Raw genomic sequence first — 21781 nt, 5'->3', positions numbered from 1 at the left:
GAATAAAATGAAGGTTTTCGTTCTACTGCTTATTGCCCTGCTTTTTACAAGTACAGGCTCTTTCGCCAATAACGCGAGTTCGGCTAGCGCCAAGCCCGGCAACAAGGATCTTCATGTAGAAGAGCTATTCCATGGAATAACAGGTACAATCGTGATCAAAAATTTGAAAACGGATAACATGTATACCTATAATCTCCCGAGGAGCACCCAGCGTTTCACACCGGAATCCTCATTCAAAGTTCCTAATGCACTCATCGGTTTGGAAGAACATGCCGTAGAGGATGAGTACGAAGTCAAACGCTGGGACGGGATCGTTCGGGAATTCGATGTCTGGAATCGCGATCATACGTTAGCTTCCGCTTTGCGAAATTCCGCTATCTGGTATTACCAAGCGATGGCTCGGGACATTGGCGCTGAACGGATGCAAAGCAATCTCAATCGAATTGGGTATGGTAATCAAGATATTAGTGGCGGCATCGATAAGTTCTGGTTGAATAGCAGCTTAACGATCTCCGCACAAGAGCAAGTTCAATTCATAGAGAATCTCGTGGAAGAAACGCTGCCGTTCCATGAGCAAACGATGAAAACGGTCAAACGCATTATGATCGATAACGAACAGGACGCATACACCGTTCATGGCAAAACAGGGACAAGGCTTTCCGATATGGGCCTCGGATGGTATATCGGCTATGTGGAGACGGATAAAACCTCATGGGTATTCGCCACCAACGTGGATAGCAGTGGTTCGACCGCTAAGACGATTACCCTCGAATGTCTCAAGCAATTGCATATTTTATGAGACTCACGCTACTTCTCATCATATCACGAATTGGGACCTCCTATGATCGAATTCACCCCTCTGGGGGAATGACCATACAATATCGGAGTATCCAAATTCCGAGGAGTGAATGTGATGCACAAACTTACGTTAGAAACGGCTAAATATTTATTGGAAGTCGCCGAACAGAAGGCCCGGCAAATGGGGCTGAACAGCGATATCGCGATTGTGGATGAAGGCGCGAACCTGATCGCTTTCCATCGTATGGACGGCGCGCGAATTGCCGGGATCGAAATCTCGCAAGGGAAAGCTTGGACTAGCGTTGCCATGCAAATGCCGACAGCCAACCTTGCGCAATCAGCACTCCCAGGCTCGCCTTCGTTCGGGATCAACACGACCAATCATGGTAGAGTGACCATTCTGGGTGGAGGCATACCTCTCATCCATAACGACAAAGTCATCGGCGGCATCGGTGTAAGCGGAGGCACAAGCGCTCAAGATATTGAAGTAGCGACTGCTGCTGTAAATGCTTTTAACAGCATGCATGGTGCTAGAGACCCTTGGACGGCCAGCGCCCGTATAGGCTCCAATCAATCTTACCGATAGATGCATATAAAATGTATTTATTTATAAATTTGTAATACTATTCCTCACCATAAAAACCAAACAGCGGCAGACCAAGACTCGAAAAAGTCCTAGAAAGCCGCTGTTGTTTCATTGCATATGGAAAACAAGCTCGACTCATCCTTTTCCAACCGACTCGCCCTTAACTAGACTCACATATACCCGCTCATGCTCCACTTTTTCTTCCCCAATCAGCTTAATCAGCTGCTCGGATGCCAAAGCACCCCACTTGCGTTTGGAGTAATCAATCGTCGCGAGGCGCGGCTGCGTGTATTGTGTCAGCTCGATGTTGTCGAAACCGATGATGTGGATGTGTTCGCCAATCCGGAAATCCGTTTTCATCAACGTATTGTACATACCAATCGCCATTTCATCGTTCAGGCAAAAAACGGCAACCGGTTCTTGGTATTCCCGCATAATTTGCTCGGCGGCTCGTTCCCCGGAATCCTTATTGAAATTCCCCTCGATTTCCACATAAATCAGATCGGAATTCCGCTCAATGGATTGTTTCGTTGCCTGCAGCCGCTGTCTGGAGTCGTAGGAATCCTTCGGTCCCGTTACGACATACAGTTTCCGGTGGCCTCTTTCGATCAAATACTCAACAGCCAAGGTAGCTCCCGCTTTATTGTCCAGAAGAACATGATTGATGTTCGGATGGTTCAATTCACGGTCCAGCACAACCAATTTATGTCCGCGGTCCGCTAATTGCAGCAATTCTTCGCTTGCGAACGAGTGGTCCAAGACAACGGCCCCGTCAATCATACGCTGCGGCAGCAAACGGTGAGAGTAGGAGCCGCTGCAGACAATCAGATCATAACCTCGTTTATTCAATACCTCTTTCATCCCCTGCAAGATTTCCCCGTAAAATGCTCCGCTAAAATCCGTCAAATAAACGCCGATGATTTTGGAGACCCGTTTCTTCAACGTTCTTGCCGCGGCATTCGGAACATAGTTCAGCTCGCTGGCTATCTTCAAAATCCTTGCACTCGTTTCCTCCGTCACTTTGGGGTTTCCGTTGAGCGCATAGGATACGGTCGAGATTGAAACGCCCGCTTTTTTGGCAACATCTTTAATGCTGATCACAAAAACCGCTCCTAACATCTACACTTTCGTTTTCTTCTTACTATATCATAAAGCACTTTTTAAAAGGAAAAAGGCGATCCTTAAGATCGCCGATTTTTCTTACAAATACACATCAATCACATTTGTTTCTTCATTTAAAAGCGTGTGAAGATCCTGCGCGCTGATGCGGAGGCCACCTTGGCGATAACGGTTGGCGGTTGCTTCGGCAGTCACTGCTTTCTGGTTAACCGTCACATAACTAGCGGAACGATTTTCCAAGTGATAGATGAACGTCACCGGACGTCCTGCTGCTTGAAAATCAAACTGCAGCCCGTCTAATTCTTGCGGAAGCACAGGATCCAGGACAAGATCGCTGCCTTCCATACGAATACCGAGGACGTTAGAGATGAGCTGGTTCATATAAATTCCCGGACCGCTGGAATAAATTCTCCATCCGCCTTTGACTGGAACGGAGCCTTCCTTCAATTCCCCGAAACGCTCTTGAGCATCGTAACGCGTGTTGAACTTCCCGTCCGAGCTGCTGAAGTAGGTATTGCTTTGACGCAGTTCCGCATTCGGCACAACACCTCGGATGCCGACCGGATTAATCATTTCGAGTCCCTTCCAGGCTTCATCGGCTTTGCCCAATTTGGCCATGGCTTCGACGAAACGGATGTGAGCGTGCACGTACTGCAGACCGATCTCCCGGCCGAAGTTGGCCGCCTGCTCAGCCCGTTTGAAGTTCGTGCTGATACCGCCGACATAGTTGGCAGGGCGGTTCATCAAGCGGACACCGTCCGGATAGTACAGCTCTTTTTTAATAAGATTGTAATGCGAATTAGCCTGTTCTTCGGTTAAAAGCTCACCGATCATACTGCGCGTCATCGGGAGCAAACGATATTGAATCCCCGTCTTGTTATCCGTTGGATGCAGCATCAGTTCCGCTTTGCCTGGCTCCTCCATATACAAGAAGCCCGGGATGACGTCCGTTCCCAGCATATATTTATTGAAATCAGCCTGAACGCCAGCTGCCAAATCCCTTAGCTCAGCCGCCATCTGTTCATCGGCATCGAGAAGCGCCGCGGACAATTGATTGAACACCTGATAGGTCAAAGCAACCGTCCAGCTGCTGACCATATATTTCTTTAGCTGGGCATTGGCAGGCTGGAGCGTGTCATCCCAATCGCCATCGCCATAAGAAGAAAGATGAGTGCCATGAAGGAAGTGATGCTTGATATAATCAATTTCTTTTTTCGCATGATCTAATAACGTTGCTGGTTCTTCCGTAAACTCGAACACATGCCGCTTCGTATATGGAACTTTCTCCTGTAAAATACTGAAATCTTTGGTAGCCGCCAAATAATCACTTAATACTTTCAGCGGCCACACGATGATATCGCCGTGGCTTTCTTCCTGCTGAATCGCCGCATAGCGGTCGAACATAAACCACTGCGGCCAGTTGCCGTCGTCTTCGTACTGATGGGCATAGACGGTTTTGAGAATATCGCGCACTTCACCATATTTTTGCGTAGCCAGGAAGTATTCGGCCGGTCCTTGGCACACATCGCGTGTTCCCCAAGCAGCGCCCCCATACTGTTCCAAACCATGAGGGACGGAGTAGTGGACCAGCATATTGTGCGTATACCACCAGGCAAGCGTATTGACTTTCTCCAAGCTATCAGCGGCTCCTCCGTTTTGCGACAGATGGAACCCGTTCATCACGCTGGCAAAAAAGTCCCGATAACGCGCAATCTCAGTAGTGGCATTGACTTCTGTGAATGGCAGATCTTCATCCCGCAGAAGCCCCTGAATGGTTAGGCTCCATTCGCTGCTGGCACCAAGCTCCATGACGACCGTAGAAGCGGCAAGGGGTTGAACATTTTGCGCAATCAGCGTTTCATTTCCAACTTGCATATCCGCTCCGGCAACGCGCACCCGGTAACATAGATGCGGCCAAACCTTCGCGCTGTCGGACCCCGGAGACGCGTAGAAAGACAACGTTTGCCCTTCTTGCTTGCAGCTGAACGGCGATTCATATTCATTGTTGTTCATCGTAATCTGATTCGTTACGAGGAAACGATACTTGTTTCCGCTTTCGGAACGAACTTGCAGATGGATTTCCGGCGTATCAACGGTGGTCAGATTCGTGATAACAAGCGTATCGTCCGCCATTTTGTAATACCAGCGCGCATAGTTGAAACCAAGTTCAAACATGGACGGCATCGTGAGAAGACGGTATTGGCCTTGAATCTCCACATACATGCGTTGTCCTGAAGTTTTCATCACATTCAAGGCATTCCGTGCATTTGTGAGCATTTTGTTGAACGACGTGTTGCCTACTACCACCTGCGAATTGAAGATGCCGTACATGTACGAAGTGGTCGTCATGACGTCTTCCTTCAGGCGAGCATTATCGCCAGACATGAGGATATGGCCGTGCGGGCGCTCTACGAGCAGCTCTTTTTCCTTCAGAATGACGTGTTCATGGGTTTCTGTAAAAAAGGCTAGCAGCCTCTCCCCCTCAAACTCTTCCTGGCGTCTGTTCGGGAAATAACGTTCGATCTCAGCTTGGTTCATTGACAAAGTGGTCAGCGGTTCACCTATATGACCGAATAAAGCCACCTTATCGAGCTGCTGGTTGAATATGCGGCTTTGAGCACCAGCTTCTTCCCATGCACGCGTGATTTCAGACTGATATTCCAGTCCTTGAAGTGTCTCCGGATGATCAGGTTTGAACAAGCCGTAGAATACAAAACGCGCCGTACCGTTCACCTTCACACCTTCGGATTGCAGCGCTGTAAACGCAAATTCATACTGGTACACTTCGTTCGCCAGACTGCTTTGGATCAACGCTTCAGGTACGTTAGTTTCCTTATATGATAAACCGTAGAATTGGAAACCATCGGTCGAGTAGCCTGCTACCTTGGTTAAACCGCCTTGCTGCAAGTAGGGGAATGCCCCATGTTGCGGCATATTTTGACGGGAGCAGACGGCATATCCGTTTGTACCATTTTCAAAAACCGCGTGGTCGATATATTGGGATAAATAAGCTTCGTTGCTGCGTACGGCACCTTTGTCAGCGAGGCCAACATCTTGACCGTATATGACATCAACTTCCGCGTCTTCCCCCTTCACCTGGACTTCCCAGAACCACATGTCATAAGGTGTCAGATGAAAAGTTAATTCGTAATGGAGTCCTTCAGCGAAACCTTGCCAAGAAACTTTGGATGCCGAGTACTGTACCTTGCTAACCGAGCGAGCCCCCATTAGCGGTACAATTTTGATACCATTCGCCGAATGTACGCGTAAATACAGGTTATTTAGAGATCCATCAACGGGATTGGCAACCCATTGGTTAATCATTATGTTCTTATACATCACTTCGCGAATATCCCCGCTGCTAAGGAAGGAAAATTGCAAATTGCCCGACTTCAGTTGAAAATCCGCCAGTTCGGCAGCTGCCATGTTGTTCACTCGCTTTCCACTTGCTTACTTTTTACTTTGTTAATCGAAATGAAAGTGCCTGTAAAACATCCCGGCTATTGGGACCAACGAAAACAGCGAACTCCCCGGCATCGCTTGTATAGGACAAGTCGGAATGATGGTAGCGAAGCTGCTCCTCCGTCAATATGAACGCAACTTCCTGAGCTTCGCCCGGCTGCAGCTTAATTTTGCGGAATCCTTTTAACTCTTTTAACGGTCGAACCACTTCGCCAGCCAGATCGCGCACATAGAGCTGAACGACTTCTTCTCCGGCGATATCTCCCGTATTTTCAACTTTCACTGTCACCTTAAGCGTCTGATCGAAAGCCATTTTATCTGATGAAATCGAAGCGTCGCTATAAGCAAATGTCGTATAACTCAAGCCGTAGCCGAATGGATAAAGCGGCACGTTTGGAATGTCCAGGTACTGAGAAACATAACGCACCTGAGCATCAGGAGCTCCCTGCGGGCGTCCGGTGTTGAAGTTGTTGTAATAGACGGGAACTTGGCCAACGGAAAAAGGAAACGACATCGTGAGCCTTCCCGATGGTTGGCTATCCCCGTACAGCAGGTCCGCAATTGCCGCGCCGCCTTCCGTTCCCGGGTACCAAGCTTCCAGCACGGCATCTGCCACATCGTACACACCGTGAAGATCTAACGGGCGGCCATTGAATAACACGGCCACCATCGGCTTGCCGAGGCTTTTCAACTTGGCCGTCAGCTCCAGTTGAGCATCCGGCAAGCGAATATTAGACCGGCTGCCTGCTTCTCCGCTCATATCAGAGTGCTCGCCGAGGGCCAGCACGATCACATCAGCTTCACGCGCTGCTTTTACTGCTTCCTCTAATTGCTCTTCCGTCATGCTTTCAATGTCGCTGCCTTGAGTCGTAACGATGCGGGACGTTTTTGATTTCAAGCCGTCAAACAACTGAACGGCATCGGCTTTTGAACCGAGCCACGACCATGGGCCAAGGATATCTCCGTTTTGAGCAAACGGACCGATTAACGCGATGTTTTGTTCCTTTTTAAGCGGAAGTACGGACTCGTTTTTCAAAAGCACGCAGGACTTTACAGCCAAATCACGCGCGGCCTGGCGGTGCTCTGCGCTCATCACAATTTCACGTTCGCGGTCCACATTAGCACCTCGATACGGATTCTCAAACAATCCCAGCTTCTGTTTCAGCTCTAGAATACGAAGAACAGCTTCGTCGATCAAAGCTTCATCTACTTCCCCGCGCTCCACAAGCTGCTTCAAATGATCCTCATAACAAGTGGTCATCATTTCAATATCGACACCCGCCAGCAGGCTTTTGCAGGCTGCTTCCGCTTCATCGGCAGCCACGCCATGCGGGATCATTTCCTTCACTGCGCCCCAATCGGAGATAACGACACCGTCAAAGCCCCATTCCTTGCGCAGCAAATCGCGCATTAAACGCTTGTTACCTGCGGCAGGGATGCCATCTACCGTGTTGAACGCCGTCATGACAAGCTCTGCACCTTCATCCAGTGCCGCTTTGTAAGCAGGCAGGTAATACTCCCGCAGTTGGCGTTCCGACATGTCGACCGTATTGTAGTCGCGGCCGCCTTCCCCTGCTCCATAAGCGGCAAAATGTTTCACGCAGGCAGCAAGACGAGTCAGATCATTCTTCAAGTCTTTTCCTTGATAGCCGCGAACAAAAGCCCTTGCAAACTCACCGTTCAGGTAAGGATCTTCTCCCGTCGTTTCCATAACACGTCCCCAGCGGGGATCTCGTACCAAATCAACCATAGGGGAGAACGTAACATGAACGCCGGCAGCGGACGCTTCCGCCGCAGCGATTGCCGCGCTTTGTTCAGCCGCTTCCAAATCCCACGAACATGCGATTGCCAGCGGAACAGGGAATATCGTTTTATAACCGTGGATAATATCCGCCATGACAAGAAGCGGAATTCCCAAACGGTTCTTTTTCATATGAGCTTCTTGTACGCCGATCGTTTCTATTGCGCCTGACAACCCGAGCACGGAACCTGTATTTTTTACAATGTCATCGTTAATACCCATTGAAGCCATAGGGCCGGTTATCTGTCCCTCGGACCCCGATCCCTCGAAGAAAGGAGCGGCCAACTGCAGCAGTTGGGATATTTTTTCTTCCAAAGTGAGCTCCTTAAGCAGGGCATTTAATTGTTGATCCGTCATCAAGATGCCTCCTTTGGCCTCATACATTTGATTTCAATCTAGTATACAAGTAGATCGAAACGTTTCGATTTATATTATAAACACTATAAAAATTGACGTCAACCTGTTAACAAAGACTATTTTTAGTAATACAAACGTTTCTATTGTTTAAAAATAACTAGTTGAAAACGATATCAAGTTGTTTTATAATGACATCGAAACGTTTCTATTGACCAAATGAGAGATTATAAGTTATTTTTTATAGTAAATCGAAACGTTTCACAGATGGATGGTATAACGTATTGTATTTCTATTATTTAGTAGGGAATCTGATTTTATTCCTGAAAGTATCCGGTTAAAAAATGTATATATATAACTAATATTTTCATGAATAAGCGTGCACCCTATTAAACAAACGAAGAACAACTGGGAGGAAAAGGAAATGCGTAAATCAATCACCACAGTAATGGCCGGCACTTTGTTGGTAGCGGGAGTTCTTACAGGATGTGCTTCGAAAAGCACGCCGCAAAGCTCTGGAAGTCCAGCAGCAGGCGGCTCGCAAGTCACATTGAATGTTTGGGGTATGGGGGAAGAAGCCAAATCGCTTCCGAAAATCGCAGAAAAATTCATGCAAGAAAATCCAACTATTAAAGTTAATGTACAAGCTCTGCCTTGGGACACGGCGCATGACAAATTGCTGACAGCCGTTGCCTCCAAGAAAGGACCGGACGTCCTTCAAATGGGGACTACCTGGATTCCGGAGTTCGCATCCGCCAAAGCATTGATGGATTTGAAGCCGGAACTGAGCAAATATCCCGAATTCGCTGAAGCGAACTTCTATCCTGGAGCCGTCAACACAACCAAACAAGGCGACGCGGTCGTTGGTGTTCCTTGGTATATCGATACTCGTGTCCTTTACTATCGCACTGATCTCTTAAAATCCGTTGGTTATAACGAAGCACCGAAAACTTGGGACGAGCTGTCCGACGCCGCTACGAAACTGGCTGCACGCGGCAACGGCAACTACGGAATTAGCATCGATCCAAAAGAACAGTCCTTAGAATTCATGTTCGCACGTCAAAACGGTTCCAAGCTGCTGGACGGTAACAAACCTCTTTTCAACCAACCTGAATTCGTTGGCGCAGTTGATTACTTGAACAGCTTCTTCAAAAATGGTTCTGCACCGAAAGACCTTGGCATGGATATCGTTCCGGCATTCCAAAAAGGGATTACGCCAATGTTCATCAGCGGACCATGGATGATCAAACTGATCAATGATCAAGCTCCTGACATTAAGGATAAATGGGCAACGGCGGTTCTGCCTAAGAAACAAAACAACATCTCTGCCTTAGGCGGTTCGGATCTGTCCGTCTTCCAATACACAGAGCATAAAGACGAAGCTCTCAAGTTCTTGGCTTATATGAGCAAGCCTGAAACACAGTTGGAGTGGCTGAAACTAACTAACACATTGCCGGCAACGAAAAAAGCTTGGGAAGATCCTGCTCTAACAAACGATGCGAATTACAAAGTGATTGGGGAACAAATGAACGCTTCCGAGCCGATGCCTCTGATCAAATCTTGGGAAGAAATCGCTCAAAACTTTTTGAAAACTTTTGAAAATATTTATCGCGGCGGCGCTAACGTTCAAACCGAATTGGATGCTTTCAATAAAAAAGCCGAATCCATCCTTTCCAAATAACAAACTATCTACTACACAGCTAGCCGGCTTTTGTCGGTTAGCTGTTCAATGCTGCAAGCACTTCATCCCTCGGAAAGGAGAGGATTTGTCATGAAGGGATCTGCCGCCAAAAGAGCGCCCTATTTCTTTATTGCTCCAACACTTATTTTATTAACCTTATTCTCTGTAATACCGATCCTGATTGCCTTGGTGATCAGCTTCACGAATATGGATTTGGCCGGATTAGCCGATTATTCAAACATCAAATTCATTGGCCTGCAAAACTACAAGGATGTACTTTCTGACTCGATTTTTATAAAAGCGATCTACAATACGTTGTTTTACGTTGTGATCGGGGTTCCTCTGGTTATCCTCTGTTCACTTGGCGTCGCTATCCTTATTAATTTCGGAACTTCCCGGATCTTCAAAGCGTTCCGAGTCGTCTACTACCTACCTTCCGTGACCAACGTCGTTGCCGTCGCTGTCGTATGGTTCTACCTGTACAATCCGACATTCGGATTATTAAATTACTTGCTCAAATTGGTTCACCTTGGACCTGTTCCTTGGTTGACCCACCCTATCGTTGCGAAAATATCGCTGATATTACTAGCGTTGTGGAGAGCCATTGGCCTCAATATGATTATTTTCATCGCCGGTCTGCAAGGGATCCCGAAATCCAACTACGAAGCAGCGGAGCTAGACGGGGCGACCCGTTTGCAGCAAATGTGGTACATTACGATCCCGATGCTGCGTTTTGCCATCTTTTTCGTCTCGATCACGACGATGATTGGTTGGCTGCAATTTTTCGAGGAGCCTTTCATTATGACGCAAGGCGGTCCTTTAGACAGCACGACTTCCGTCGCCCTGTTCATTTATCGCAATGGTTTCCAATTAAGCCACTTCGGTTATGCGGCAGCTGGATCATTCATTCTGTTCTTCTCCATCATCATCGTGACACTGATTCAATTCCGCTTCCAGAACAAAGACACGGATCTTTAATGAGAAAGGGGGCATAAATCATGTCCGCAAAATCTGCATCAACCCCGTCAGCAGGTTCGGGATCGAACGATCGGCTGCTCCAATGGTTAGCCGGCATTGTTCTGACTGTATTCGGGCTCGCGATGCTGCTGCCATTTATTTGGATGGTCTTGTCAACCTTCAAATCGGAAAGCGAAGTGCTCAGTATCCCGCCTACACTGTGGCCTAATGCTTTTACGCTCGCTAATGTGAAAAAGCTGTTCGTCAGCATGAACTTCGGTGTCTATCTGGGGAATACGCTCAGTATTGTTGTATTCTCCTTCTTCGGGATGTTTCTGAACGCTATGGCAGGCTTCGGATTTGCTAAATATCATTTCAAAGGAAGCAAAGCGCTCTTCTACATCGTGCTTGCGACCATGATGATTCCCGGACAGGTAACCATGATTCCGGTTTATCTCATCCTTAATGCGATGCATTTGACAAACACGATGATTGGTATTGTTTTGCCAGGCCTTGTCGGCGCGTTCGGCATCTTCTTGTTCCGACAATTCATGGTCACCATTCCGGATGAATTGCTCGAAGCCGGCCGTATGGAAGGAGCAGGTGAATTCCGTACCTTCTTGCAAATCGTGCTGCCGATTTCGAAACCGATTCTGTCCGTCCAGGGCATTCTGACCTTCATCGCGGGCTGGAACAGCTTCCTCTGGCCTTTGATCATCGCGAACGATGAAAAGCTATACACTTTATCCGTTGGCCTCTCCTTGTTGAAAAGCCAATCCAACCAAAACTTTGCTTTACAGATGGCCGGCGCTACCCTGATGGTCGCTCCGATCATTGTCATCTTCATCATTTTCCAAAGACACATTATTGAAAATTACACCACTTCAGGTATGAAGTAATTGAACGAACTGGCGAGCCCATGCGGCTTTCCAGTTTTTTCGTATGCCCAGCTCCCATTCAAATGTGAAACTTGAAAAAGGAACTGCCGAACGATGCTCGGCAGTTCCTCTGAAGTTAATGGGACGGGTAAACCTACATCCGTCCAGATGCTTGCAGCAGAATCTGCAGAACCTTAGCAGCTGCTTCACGCGTTGTAGCATCGGCCGGGCCGAAATAGAGCTTACCGTCAGCTTCAAAGCCCTCCATCAATCCAAGATCCGTCACAGCTTGAATGCTCTCTTGCGCATAGGTGCTGAACTGCGGAGCATCGGCATAAGCGGAATTGCCGGATTGTTTTGGTGTCTGCAGGCCAATAAGCTTAATCGCTCTAGCCAGCATCACAGTCAAATCTTGACGGGTAATGGTCTCATTCGGTTGGAACTGGTCCGCTTCCACGCCTGTGACAAGACCCGCCTTGAAGGCTGTTGTCACATCGTTAGCGAACCAGTCGCTGCTCATCACGTCACGGAAAGGGCTGGCTTCCGTTTGAACTTGCAAGCCAAGTGCCCGGACGAGCATCGACGCGAATTGAGCACGCGTCACGTTGACCTTTGGTGAATAGATATGGTCAGACGTGCCGTTCAGCAGGAATTTGTCCGCAAGTGACTCAATTTTATCGCGTGCCCAAGACGTATCAATATCCGTAAATGTTACCTTTCTTACGGCAGCCGCATACGTGGAGAAGCCCGGACGACGTACTGTTACTATAGATGCCCCATCACTTGCAGGTGTGACTTTTGCCGGTACGGGATAGACATGGCCATTCTCCAAATACAACGCGCCGGCCGATTTTGCATCCATGCCTTTCTCGATGAGAAAAGATCTAGTGACCACCTGATCGGCTTTCAGCGTAAGAGGTTCGGCTGCACCGAGCTTCAAGCTGCTTGCTTCGAAGAGATAAGGCGTACCAAGAATAGATGCATCTTTCATTTGCTTAGTAAATTCCGTCTTGCTGCTTTCGTCCTTCTTAATCGTGATTACTAAGTCTGCTCCTGCAGGCAATTCCTCTAAGACGGATAGCGGTAAAGCGATAGAGGCATCGTTCCAATTAAAGACAATGGACCCCTTCACCCCAGCTTCCTTCAACATCTTCGCTTGTGCAGCCGTTACTTTCAACTGAGCAGCGTTGGCATTATCGGATGCCGCTCCAATTGTTAACGCAATGGAAGTTTGCTTTGTTTGCTCCAGTGCTTTTTGCAGTTCCGCATCTGTCATCGAAACAGATAATTGCGTGCCTACCAGACTCGTGAGCGACGCGATTGAAACACTGGTTTGCCCAGCTGTAAGCACCGATGCAGCGACCTCCTTATTGTACGCCGCTCCGCTCGGCATGACAGGACCTGGTCCGGAAACCGGTGGATGATACGGGTCATCTGGCTCATTCGGCGTCGGCGGGTTAGGCGCATCTCCGATAACTTCACTGTTCATGTAGAATGTTTTGAATGTTGCTGTTTGGTCCACAAGCTCATAATTCTCGTTATACACTGAACCTATGAGTACCATTTTATAACGGCCTTCCGGGAGATAAGCTGTCACCTTGTTGCTGGTGAATTCATCGATGCCAATGGCATAGGAACCATCAAACTCCGGAATAATGATATTCGTAGGGAGCGGCTTCAAGACGTCCTTCTCTTCGTCCAGATCAAAAATCTCCGCAACAGTGCCCACCATTTCATTATTCATATCGTAGAGTGCGGCATACAGATGATTGATTTCTTTGGTTGGAAGCATTGCGGTAATATCGATAGGTGCGTCTTTGGACACCGTTGCGCTGCTGAGCTTCATGTTTTGAATCATAAATTCATTGCCGTCAGACTGATCTCCAACGTGAATGACGAACGGCAAATGAAGAGATGGAATTCCTTCACTCTCCAGTAAAACCTCGCCCTCATACACACCTGCCGGCGCGTTCGGGATGGCCTTCCCAGAGAGGTTAAAATCGAATTGAGCACCTGCTTCCAACGTAATCTTGTTAGCCTCAAGTCCCTCCAATCCCATTAGGATTGCGCTGGAATCCGGCGTAGGAATGGGATTATTGGGCTCGGAGGTTACTGACGGATGCATCACAACTTGCGTTTTGTATGTAACCGGGGTACTCGACACATTCTTCACGCGAAGCGGCTTCTTCACGGCTTCAGCGCCCGGAGACAACTTCCCAAAGCTTACACTTGTCGCTTGACTCGGGATTACGGTCGGATTCATTTTGTTGTCGTAGGTCGTAATCTCGTCAAGAGATTCAAGGATGGCGTGTGTATCGATCGCGTTCATGACGTCAACCCGTCCTGCGCCTTGCGAATAAACGTCATACAACGTTCCGTCTTCATTACGGATCTCATCCGCCGTATTTGCCAATGCCGCACGAATGTCGAACGGCGTCCACTCTGGATGCGCTTGTTTGAGCAGAAGGGCGAGTCCCGCCACATGAGGCGCTGCCATGCTCGTACCGCTTAGTCTCGCATAGGCTTTGTCATAACTGGCGTCTGGATTCACTTTGCCATAAGCCGGCACCGATGAGAAGATTTGAACCCCAGGAGCGCTCAGGTCCGGCTTAATGCCATAATTACCATCGGAATTAGGTCCTCTGGAACTGAAATCCGCCATGCGGTCTCCAGCTACGAAATAAGTACGAAAGTCGTTCTTAATTGTGAATTTCAGCGTGTGATTCGGATGGGCTGTCAGCTCACGGGCTATTGCACGTCCCATTTTACCCGGCATGTCGAATGTCGGAATATAGTCATAGCCGTCGCCCAGGAAACCAACAGGTCCGATCGGACCGTCGCGCGAAGGTATAACCTCAGACAAATCGGGTACCGTACCATCCATTGTATCCCTGCTGTTGCCATTGAAAATGACGGCAGCCTTCGCGCCGTGCTTGGCGGCTAGCTTCACTTTCTCATCGAAAGTTAAGAGCCCACGGGAGATAAAGACGATTTTATCAGCCAGGAAGTCAGGGCTAAGGTCATCATAATTGGAATCAGCGCCAAGACCGACGTATACACCTTGAATCGGATCGGCTCCGAACATCTCGTTGAACTTTTCTTGCCCTGTTGTCCAGCTCATCAAGCTCATATTGACATCAGAACCCAGCAATGGGGCTTCGCCATATACATCCGAGCTAACTGCGCTATACACAGATCCCGTGACGCGATTGCCGTCGCTGGTCGCTGCACCCACGGAGATCGCCAATTGTGAAGATGCCGGCGAGCCCATGGAGTAATAGTAGTGGGCTCCAGTACCGGCATTGCCATTGGCCACAACAGCCACAACGCCTGCCAAAACAGCATTATTCACTGCAACCGCATCTGGGGAGTCAGGGTCCTTTTCCAAATCGCTTCCCAGAGAAAGGTTGATGACATCCATCTTGTCTTCGACAGCATGTTCAATCCCGTCGATGACTTGAGCAGAAGTACCGCCGTCCGGCCCGAGCACTTTGTAAGCATAAAGCTTGGCTTTATAAGCAATCCCCTTCTGCACGCGATCAGATGTCGGATTCGAAGCCGTGCCAACGATAGTACCTGAGACATGCGTACCATGGTGGGAGCCTTCATAGTCATTAATCGGCAAGTCCTCATAAGGGTCGTCATCTTGATTGATCGCATCGTAACCGCCGTCTTCATAAGCACCGGCCAGATCGGGATGAAGGTAATCGACGCCGGTATCAATGACGCCAACTTTCAAGCCTTCGCCTGTTAACCCGCGCTCCCACGCCTTCAAGACCCCGATTTGTTCAAGCGGAACCGTATCGAAATTAGGCGAGCCAACGGCAGCTAGAAAGCTGTCCCTCTCCTCGATCGGATAATAGATGACGTTTTTATAAATTGACTTCACGCCAGGAAGCTTGGCCAACTGCGGGATCAGATTAGCGCGAATCGTGACTTCCAGCCCATTTAGGACGGTGTTGAAGCTGCGTTCAATCGTAAATGGAATGCTGCTTGTCCGTGCGTTGCTTACGAACGCATCTTGTTCCGATTGCACAGTCATCTCGCTGGCTTCTGCAGCTAGTAGCTTGTAACCGAGTTTGGCGGCATACTGCCCGACGGCAGCAGGCTGGCCGCTCAATTGAACGATGACTTTAATCTCTTCCGAGGAAGTCGTATTAATGTCTTCGGCAACGCGCGCTTGGCTCGGAACCGAATTCACTTTGGGGCCCGCTTCAGAATCCTTCAGCAGACGGGTAATTGATTTCAAGCCTTCCGTAGTCACGAAGGTGGTCTTTTCTCGGGGAGCAGCATAGGCGGTAGGTAAACTTGTCGTGACGAGACTCCCGGCTAGCACAGAGATCATCGCGAGCGACAGCGTTTTTTTGAATAGTGATCGTTTCACGTTCAGGTACCCCATTTCGGATCAGATTAAAAGCTTCCTCGCAGGCTAGCGTAAGTTCTCGACGTCCAAACCGTCGATGGTAACAATGCTGTTGCTCGACTTGGAATTGGCTTCTCCCGCATGCACGATCTTGATTTTGTGCATGCTATTTGACAACTCACCCGACATAAAGACAGGCACCCGATAACGTAGACTCTCGCTGTATAGATCGATCGGAACCGGTGTTACGGAGATTCCGTCGATATAAATATTTACTTTGCCACGGTTGCTGCCCGTCGTCGACCACAGGGTGACCTTTGTGCCCGTAAACGTGAATTCGGCGGAACTAACAGGCGTCGTTGTGTAGGTCTGCACCCCGTCGGGATAGTTGGCACCATACCGGGTTGCCCAAGGGCCTATATAGTTAGCCGCAGCATGAGTAGGTGAAATTAATCCTGATAAATGGAAGGCATCCACATTAATACTCTTCTTTTGACCTCCGCCGCCTGAGGATCGAATGACTACATCGTGATGTCCGTTAGGCAGCACCGTTTTGAAAAGCGACTGCTTCGACTGCGGCGTCTTGCTGTATAGATCGGCATAGCCTGAAATAATGCCGTCAATCCATATTTCGCCGATGCCTTGTGCGTCGTTCTTCGTACCGATCCATTCAAACATATTGCCTTTAAATCCGAATTGGACGTAACCATCTCCGGTAAGCTGTTTGATCGTTCCTTGGGAATAAGAAGGACCCGAAAGCGCAGCCCAGTTTCCATCGTAATGGAGCGTAGGGTCTTCATCTTCAATGGATTCAGACTCATTGCTGTATCGAACGTTCAACGTGTAGTTGCCTGCTCCGGCTACGGCGTAAACATTGATGTAATAGGTTCCCGTCTTGTCAGCCCGGTACGTAATCGATTCAGATGACTTGCCTGCGGTTTCGGAAAATGCGACCGCCCCTTCCTTGCTTTGCACGGTTTTAGCGGAAGAATCGTATAAAATGAGATCAAAATCCGTTTCCGCAGCGCCAGCAAGGGAGAAGGTTGCTTCTTCACCGGCATTCAGCTCAACCGAATAAACATGATTCGGGTCGTTCGCCTGATCGAGTCGAGCGTTGACAGAGGAATCCAGCAACGACATGCCAGGGATGTCCTTATTCCATAGCGCGCGATAAGCGCTTATTAATTTGCCGCTCACGGTATTCGCTTTTAAATCACTTAGCGTTTTGCCGCTATTCACGACGCGCTGCTTAATATCCAAAACGTCCATCGCCGGGTTCTGGCTTTCTACCAGCGCAGCTACCCCTGCAGCGTAGGCGGCAGCGTACAATGTTCCTTGGGAATAAGAGTAATTACCATTGCTGTTCTTGAGATTGATGGTAGTCATCTCGGGCTTATTGCTGATAACCGTGTCGTAAAAAAGCGAGACATCCATCAGCCTATAGGTTTGATTATCATAAATGGTGCCGGGAACTCCCCACGTTTTAAAAATGTACCCGCCTTCTTTGACGAGCTTGATTCCTAAAACATCAAGTACAAACTTAGAATTTAAACTTTGGTCAATTAAATCTTGGCCTGTTAGCATTAAATGACCGCCACCCGTGAGATAACGAGTCAAATTGTCTTGATCGACATCCGTTATCAACTTCGAATTGTTGGCAGTTGCTGCCGTACCCGAGAACCAAACAACAACGTTATATTGCTTTAACTGCTCAAGCGGCGGACCATCGAAGGACTCATCCGGTGTTTCAAAGGTTTCGTAGGTATAGCCGGCGTTCTCAAGCAACCCTTTATAAACGGCAAATGGATCGCTCTCGTACATCGGACCGATTTCTCCACCGCTGCGGCGGCTGTCGTTCACGAGTAAGATTTTCGGTTCGACTCCGTCAACCGGCTTGAGGTAGGTCATGGCGCGATTAAACATATCTTGCCGCTGCCCCGCTGTTTCAGGTGTATCGATCGGAATTTCTTCAAATCCGATGCCGTTGTAATAAGCTTTGTAGACGCCGTTATCTATCTGGGCGGCGTAACCGGCATTTACGTCAGGCGACGTCGAAATTATAAGCTCGGACGGCGCAGCCACATCGACGGAGGCTTGTCCGCGCGCCGCGCCTAAGGACATGGTACCAATAATGTTAACACCTGTGACCGACAGTACGTTCGAACTCGGATATGCGGCCGGGTATACAGGACTGACATCCGCATTCATAATTGCACCGCCACTTTCGCCGGCTGGAGCCACGAATAACATAGGAGAAGCATTGATCGCGTCTTCAATCAACTTGCTTCTGTAGGTGTACACGATCCCAAGCGTGGCGATCTTGACACCGTTCTCTTCGGCATATTGAATGGCATTCACTACATCTGTAAAGTAACCTCCCGCTTCAGAAGTCACCTTGATAGGCATCACCTTCACATTAGGCGCAACTCCGGCAATCCCCTCTCCATTGTTCATCTTAGCTGCGATTTGACCGGCAACCGTGGTGCCATAGACATCATTGAGCCCGTCAATCGTATCGAACAATGTGTTGTCGCCGTGCGCAAAGTCCCATCCGTTCACATCATCGATCAGTCCATTGCCATCATCATCGATGTTGTTGTCCGGGATTTCCTTCTCGTTCGTCCATATTTGGCCGACCAAATCGGGGACATCGAGTTTCACTCCCGTGCCGATGACAGCAACGGTTACATCTTTGCTGCCCTTGGTGATCTGCCAAGCTTCCGGCAAATCCATGTCTATATCGGACGTGCCTCCCGGCACCACGCCTCCATTGAGATCTTGACCGGTGTTGTTCAATGCCCACTGCTCATGAAACAGCGGATCATTCGGCAATGGCGGTGAGTCGTCACCCGAGTCCGCAGCCGAGACAGCTGATTGGCTCGGGACATTGACCGGACGGAACGTTTGCGGATTTACTGCGCTTGACACTTGATAATCGGGTTCCGCATAGACAACGTTCGGATCCTTGAGAAGTTCTTGAATTACGCCAGGAACGTCGGCTCCTGCCGCTAGTTTCAGCAGCTTCGCATTGGGAACGGCCAACGGGCTTGCGCCAATTACTTGCTTGGACAGCGCGTCTGCATATACCGAATTAGGTTCTGAGCGGTACTTGACGATGACATGATCGGCGGCGTACTTCTGCTTTTCAGGCAGTGAGTTGACGAATGAGGGCTGTTGGCCGGTTTCCTGCAGCGAACTATTCGTGTGTGATTCAACGGAAATCGTTGAGTCAAGGGAAGCTTGTCCTTCCGACCATTGACTTTTTCTAATCGGATCGTTTTTTTCGGGTTGCACAGCTAAAGATGGCGTCACAACTCCAAATAGCAGCATCGATGAAAGAAGAGCGGATGCCATGTTCTTACTTTTCCTGGTCAAGTCTTGTCACTTCCTTCACATATTTGGTTAAATTCCAAAATGAAAGCGCTTTAAAATAACACCAATCTACTAGTAAGTAAGTATCCTATCCTTAACTTCGCATTTCTCTCGTGCAGCCTAAAAAAACAATTCGGATATTGGTCCTGATACACCCCCATCCTCTAAGTGTGTTCTTCCACAGCACCAACGGTCTGCTAAGCGGCCGACGACCTTGCTTGCAGTTCACGAACGACTGGAGAAGCGAATCAGAAAATATGTCATTAAACCTGACACAACCCTTCCAAATTCTGAGATTATTATATATTTGCTTAATCTGAAGAGTCAATAGGTTTAATTTCTTATAATTTTTGGAGCATTTGTGCAAAAATACTAACACAAATTGTGATAATACTATCATTTGAGAGTTAGTAAATTTTTTTTAAAAAGTTTGCAACCTTTTCTTTCAGCCCCCCGTTTATGAGATTGTGAAAGAAATAGACAAACTATTATGAGGTGAATTTCATGAAAAAAATATTCAAAACGATGACTCTATCAGCAGCCACTGCTGTTTTCTCTTTAACGCTTGTAGGACAAAGCTTCGCAGCAGCGCCAAGCTTTACGGATTTGGATAAGGTTGCAGCCAAGGACAAAATCATGTCCCTACAACAAAGCGGTATCGTATCCGGCATCACGCCTGAGTTGTTTGCTCCACAAGCCGCGATGTCAGAAGCACAAGGCGTTCAATTGCTTGTTAATGCATTCAAACTCAATCTGGATTTGGTGAAATTCGTAAAAGAGCCAAAAGCAACTGATTATTTTGTTAAAGCTACTAATGATTCTTGGTATGCCAATGCGCTTATCACGGCTGCCGTCAACAATGTTGAGCTACCAAAAGATTTAGATCCTAATGCAACTTTAACCCGCGAACAGTTCACGCATCAGCTCATTCGCGCTATGGAAACATACGGTAAGCTGCCGCTGATTAATCCGGTTGTTGTAGATATTAAAGATAACGATCAAATTACCGTTGAATATTCCGGATCCATCCAACGCGCAATTAACTATGGGGTAATCAAATTGAGTGCAGATGGAACAATGAATCCAAAAGCCGAAATCACTCGCGCGGATGCAGCAGAAGAAATTTTCAACGCCATCGAATATTTGAAAGCTCACCAAGCGCCCGCGGCTCCAACTGAAGCCCTTACAGCCACAGAAGGTGTGAAGCTGATTACTGAGACATTGGGACTTGTTGATACAGACATTAAAATTAAGATTGACCCGAACTCCAAAATGACTCGTGAGTCATTCACGAATCTGCTCGTTACGACGCTTCAATCAAGCGGCAAACTACCTATGATCAAGATCGTTCCAGTTGATATCAAAGATAACGACCAGATCGACATCTTAAATTCAGGCGCTATCCAAACAGCGATTGCCATTGGTGCCGTGCAGTTGAATTCGGATGGCAAGTTCGATCCTAAAGCTGAGATTACTCGTGCTGATGCAACTGAAATTACAACTAAGGTTGTTGACTATTTGAAATCTCACCAAGTGCATTCAGATCCAGGTGCAGCCATTACTGCAACGGAAGGCGTAAGACTGATCACGGAAACACTTGGACTCGTGGATGCAGACATTAACATCAAGATTGACCCGAATTCCAAAATGACTCGTGAGTCATTCACAAATCTGCTCGTTCAGACGCTTCAATCAAGCGGCAAACTGCCTATGATCAAGGTCGTTCCTGTTGATATTAAAGACAATGACCAGATCGACATTTTACACTCAGGTTCCATTCAAACAGCGATCGCTCTTAAAATCGTTAAATTAAATCCAGATGGCACCTTTAATCCAAAAGCTGACATTACCCGTGTTGATGCAACGGAAATCGCAAACAATGCTGTTGCAGCTGTCAAAGCGCTGCCGAACAATAAATAAAGATACATGACTGCAGAGAGAGGACGCGTTCAGCGCCTCTCTTTTTTAACCTGGAGTTACCTATACTCCGCCCGCCTCCAGCATCCCCGCCCCATAAAACAAGGATAAACGACTTCGTCGTCCTTTTAGGACGAGCGCGTTTGTCAAGGCAGATACGAAAGGAATCATTGGAGGAGTTACTTCCCCTCCGTAGTTTAGCTTGTTAAGAGCACATTGGGAGCGAATTTTGGCGGTGGAAAACCACCCAACGCCGCTAAAAATTCAGCGTTACTGGGACATTTGGCGGAAGGGGCATTCTCATAAGAGAGGTAAGATGGTTGGCCACCTAGAGGAGCTACAGGGCGCTATTCTAACAAATTAAGCCCGTTTCCGCGTTCAAGCGGAACTCCAGGGCCCTATTTGACGACTTAATCCCGATTTTTTCAAGAAACGGACAAATAGAGGACGTCAGTTCTTCTCCACGTGAGGAGGAGCCTATTTCGATGAAATA

General features: G+C 48.1%; 11 protein-coding genes. 6 read left to right on the top strand and 5 right to left on the bottom strand.

Features of this window, described 5'->3' with window-relative positions:
- The first annotated feature begins 7 nt into the window (after positions 1–7).
- Both blaOXA and PCH02S_RS20995 read left to right on the top strand, forming a co-directional pair.
- The gene (blaOXA, locus tag PCH02S_RS21000; protein WP_164819663.1) at positions 8–799 is read left to right on the top strand and encodes a class D beta-lactamase; all 792 of its coding nucleotides are present in this window, start codon (positions 8–10) and stop codon (positions 797–799) included.
- 114 nt (positions 800–913) lie between these two features.
- On the top strand, positions 914–1384 hold the full coding sequence (locus tag PCH02S_RS20995) for a GlcG/HbpS family heme-binding protein (RefSeq protein WP_127455912.1): 471 nt from the start codon (positions 914–916) through the stop codon (positions 1382–1384).
- A 135-nt stretch (positions 1385–1519) separates the two neighbouring features.
- Here the strand turns inward: PCH02S_RS20995 and PCH02S_RS20990 are convergent, their stop codons facing one another.
- From PCH02S_RS20990 to PCH02S_RS20980, 3 genes are all read right to left on the bottom strand, one after another.
- The gene (locus tag PCH02S_RS20990) at positions 1520–2485 is read right to left on the bottom strand and encodes a LacI family DNA-binding transcriptional regulator (RefSeq protein ID WP_127455911.1); all 966 of its coding nucleotides are present in this window, start codon (positions 2483–2485) and stop codon (positions 1520–1522) included.
- Positions 2486–2584: 99 nt separating this feature from the next.
- Complete coding sequence (locus PCH02S_RS20985; RefSeq protein WP_127455979.1) at positions 2585–5929, bottom strand: GH36-type glycosyl hydrolase domain-containing protein; 3345 nt, start codon at positions 5927–5929, stop codon at positions 2585–2587.
- Between the two features lie 31 nt (positions 5930–5960).
- Positions 5961–8123, bottom strand: a complete 2163-nt coding sequence (locus PCH02S_RS20980) for a glycoside hydrolase family 3 N-terminal domain-containing protein (protein ID WP_127455910.1) — start codon at positions 8121–8123, stop codon at positions 5961–5963.
- A 421-nt stretch (positions 8124–8544) separates the two neighbouring features.
- Here PCH02S_RS20980 and PCH02S_RS20975 point away from each other — a divergent pair, with 421 nt between their 5' ends.
- From PCH02S_RS20975 to PCH02S_RS20965, 3 genes are all read left to right on the top strand, one after another.
- Positions 8545–9801, top strand: a complete 1257-nt coding sequence (locus PCH02S_RS20975) for a sugar ABC transporter substrate-binding protein (protein ID WP_127455909.1) — start codon at positions 8545–8547, stop codon at positions 9799–9801.
- A gap of 90 nt (positions 9802–9891) precedes the next feature.
- Positions 9892–10779 carry a carbohydrate ABC transporter permease gene (locus tag PCH02S_RS20970; RefSeq protein ID WP_127455908.1) on the top strand — a complete coding sequence of 296 codons (888 nt, stop codon included), beginning with the start codon at positions 9892–9894 and terminating at the stop codon, positions 10777–10779.
- Between the two features lie 20 nt (positions 10780–10799).
- Positions 10800–11657, top strand: a complete 858-nt coding sequence (locus PCH02S_RS20965; protein WP_127455907.1) for a carbohydrate ABC transporter permease — start codon at positions 10800–10802, stop codon at positions 11655–11657.
- A gap of 133 nt (positions 11658–11790) precedes the next feature.
- On the opposite strand, the gene PCH02S_RS20960 is transcribed toward PCH02S_RS20965, so the two are convergent.
- A complete protein-coding gene (locus PCH02S_RS20960) occupies positions 11791–16020 on the bottom strand; it encodes a S8 family serine peptidase (protein ID WP_164819654.1) in 4230 nt (1409 codons plus the stop codon).
- A gap of 45 nt (positions 16021–16065) precedes the next feature.
- The gene (locus tag PCH02S_RS20955) at positions 16066–19374 is read right to left on the bottom strand and encodes a S8 family serine peptidase (RefSeq protein WP_127455905.1); all 3309 of its coding nucleotides are present in this window, start codon (positions 19372–19374) and stop codon (positions 16066–16068) included.
- A gap of 501 nt (positions 19375–19875) precedes the next feature.
- Between PCH02S_RS20955 and PCH02S_RS20950 the strand changes: the two genes are divergently transcribed.
- Positions 19876–21291, top strand: a complete 1416-nt coding sequence (locus PCH02S_RS20950) for an S-layer homology domain-containing protein (RefSeq protein ID WP_127455904.1) — start codon at positions 19876–19878, stop codon at positions 21289–21291.
- Positions 21292–21781 lie beyond the last annotated feature (490 nt).

The organism is Paenibacillus chondroitinus NBRC 15376, assembly GCF_004000765.1.
Classification (GTDB): Bacteria; Bacillota; Bacilli; order Paenibacillales; family NBRC-103111; genus Paenibacillus_E; species Paenibacillus_E chondroitinus.
The sequence above is the reverse complement of the archived record's forward strand: the minus strand, read 5'-3'. Positions and strand labels throughout refer to the sequence as shown.